We start from the raw sequence: 3251 nt of genomic DNA on the forward strand, positions 1-3251 counted from the left end.
CACTCTCCACTGGTAGGTAAGACAATCGCTGCTGCCCTGTACTATGGCTGTAAGCGTCACCTTGCCGCCCGGGTTATATACCGATGGCGATATCTCTATACTCACCTTCGGCACCTGCGACACTTTCACATGCATCCATATGGCATTACTGCTGGAAGTGATCACCGGCTGGCAGATACCATTGCTCGTTACATTGCAGGTCACCAGGTCTCCGTCGTGCAATGTGGTGGTACTATAACTGCTGCCTGTGGCGCCTGTGGCTGCCCCGTTTATCTTCCACTCATAGGTGGGGTTGCTCCCTGCATTGCTCGATGCTGCAGTAAAGGTAGCCACATCACCTCCGCATACTGTATCGAACGGGGTGCCTATGGTTACTATAGGTGGCCCTGCCAAGGGGGTGACGGTGACAGGTACATGCAGCACCGTGGTGCAACTGCCCAAAGTCAGGGTAAGCGCGTATATACCATCTGCTGCCGGCGTGGCATTTGCTATAGATGGATTTTGTAATGAAGAGATAAAACCTCCCGGGCCTGACCATCCGTAGGTGGCCAGTGCAGGACTTACTGAAGAGGTGAACAACAGGTTATCACCCGCACATACAGGACTGTTGCTGCTTGCTGTACCTGTCGGTACCGGGTTCACCGCTACTGCTGTTGTATTAGTGGAAGTACAACCATTCAGTTTTGCAGTTACCGTGTAGGTGCCTGCATTGGCTGCTGTTACTGCACTTATAGTAGGGTTCTGTGTAATTGCTGTGTAGCTGCCAGGGCCACTCCAGCTGTAGCTCACTCCTGCACCGCTGAACGAGGTCAGGTTCAGTGGTGAACCTGTGCACACAGGGCTGTTGCTCCCTGCTGTAGGGATAGTAGGAAGTGGCTTTACCACTACTGCCAGCGTATCATATACGGTGCAGCTGTTGTAGGTAACTGCCAGGTGGTAATTGCCTGAGTTGGCGGTAGTGGTACCTGTTATACTAAAGCTGGCTGTTGTAGCCGTATAGTTAGCAGGGCCACTCCAGTTGTAGGTAACGCCTGCGGTCTGTGAGCTGGAAGTGATGTTGAGCGGGTCTCCGGCACATATCGGGCTGTTGCTGCTGTATGCAATGCCCAAAGGCGATGGGTTTACCGTTACATGGGTGGTATCTGATGCCAGGCAGCCGTTCAGGATGGCTGTTATACTGTAGTAGCCTGAATCAGCCAGCGTTACGTTATTACGGGATACATTCGGTGACGCAGATATAAAGAGGTTGGGACCGCCCCAACCGTAAATGGCACCGGGCGTGGCCACCGCTGTGAACGATAAGGTATTGCCTGAACATACAGGGCTGTTGCTGCTGATAGTGGGTTTGTTTGGTAGTGGGTTTACCACTACTGCAAGGGTGTCGTGCACCGCACAGCTGCCTACTGATACTGTAAGGTAGTAATTGCCGCTGTTGGCGGTGGTGGCATGGGCTATTTTAAAATTTGCCTGGTTGCTGCTGAAGCCAGGACCGATCCAGCTATAGGTGGAACCTCCAGTCAGGTTGGCCGAGGTGACCCTTAAAGTGTCTCCTGCACATATAGGGCCGTTGCTGCCATAACCTACACCCAGGGGCGCGGCAAGAACACTCACATTGGTCGTATCTGCAGCCTTGCAGCCGTTGAGGGTGGCGGTAACTATGAACCTGCCTGCATTGGGTGCCTGCACACCGGGAAGTATGGGGTTTTGCAGGCTGGAACCAAAGTAGGGACCTGTCCAGCTATAGGTGGCGCCTGGAGTACCCACGGCATTGAGGGTCAGTGTGCTGAAGGTACATACCGGGCTGTTGCTGCTGATAGTGGGTTTGTTGGGTAGTGGGTTCACTACTACTGCAAGGGTATCGTGTACTACGCAGCTGCCATAGGTGGTGGTCAGGTAATAATTACCTCCGTTGGCTGTGGTGCTGTGCAGGATATTGAAGTTCTGCTGGCTGCTGCTGTAGCCGGGGCCTGTCCAGCTGTAGCTTACGCCTGATGTCTGGTTGTTGGCCGTCACCTTCAGCGTATCGCCCACACATATGGGGCCATTGCTGCCATAGGTCACTCCTGTGGGGGCCTGCAGGGTAAGCACATGGGTGGTATCGTAAGAGGTACAACCGTTCACTGTGGCTCCTACTATGTAGCTGCCTGAGTCAGCATAAGCTACGGTGCGGCTGGCTGTTCTTGTGGTGGCGCCGTAACCGGTGGGGCCTGTCCAGATATAGGTGGCGCCTGTTATATTCAGCGCTGTTAATGATAAGTTGGCGCCTGCGCATACAGGGCTGTTACTGCCGACGGTCGGTTTGGCGGGCAGAGGGTTTACCGACAGGTTGATCGTATCGCGGGTGAAGCACCCGTTACGGCTGGCTGATAATATATAGCTGCCTGCATTGGCAGATGTGGTATGGGCCAGCTGCACGTTCTGGCTGCCGCCGCTGTAGCCGGCAGTGCCGCTCCAGCTTAACGTGCTGCCTGTAGATACCGTGGTGTATATATTGATGCTGTCCCCTATACACACCGGGTTGCGGTAGCTGGCGGTAACTGTGGGGCTGGGCGTGATCACTACATAGGTGCTGTCATGGGTACTGCACCCATTGGCAGTAACTGAAACATAGTAGCGCCCACTGTCTGACAGGGGTACATTGTTGATCACCGGGGTGGGCAGGGTTGAGGTAAAACCATTAGGGCCACTCCAGCTGTAGGTAACACCTGTAGTGGTGGTAGCTGTAGATAAACCTATATAGGTACCCGAACACACAGGGCTGTTGCTCGATGTGGTCAGCGGGTTGGGGCGTGCATAGACTACTGCTGTAAGTGTATCGTGCTGCACACATCCTCCATTGGTAATAGATACCGCATAGTTACCCGCATTAGCACTCGTTGCGTTGGGGATGATCCGGTTCTGGGAGGTGGTCACCGTATTATTAGGGTCTGTCCACTGGTAGATAATGCTGTTGCTGGTGTTGGCATTGCTGGCTGTCAGCCTTATGGTATCACCCACACATACCGGCAGGTTATTGGTAAATGTAGAAGGCGCCAGAGTACTGATATGGATGTTTACGCCATCATTTGCTGATGTATCAGCCGGAGAACTGGAAATTATACGCACCCGGTAACCTGTGCCTGCAGCAGTAGTAGATGGTATAGTACCGGTAATAGTACCAGAACTCGTTGATGTAACACTGCCGATATTTACAGGACTCGAAAAACTACCCGAAGAATTAGACAACTGAAGCGTAAAGGTGTTGGTACTAC

The 3251-nt window shown here is 53.2% G+C and carries 1 protein-coding gene; it reads right to left on the reverse strand.

Translation table 11 applies throughout. From position 1 onward, the window contains the following. On the reverse strand, positions 1-3251 hold a 3251-nt coding region (locus P4L78_RS11645; protein ID WP_309328228.1), incomplete at both ends, for a hypothetical protein.

The organism is Silvimonas sp. (assembly GCF_031291215.1).
Taxonomy (GTDB): Bacteria; Pseudomonadota; Gammaproteobacteria; order Burkholderiales; family Chitinibacteraceae; genus Silvimonas; species Silvimonas soli.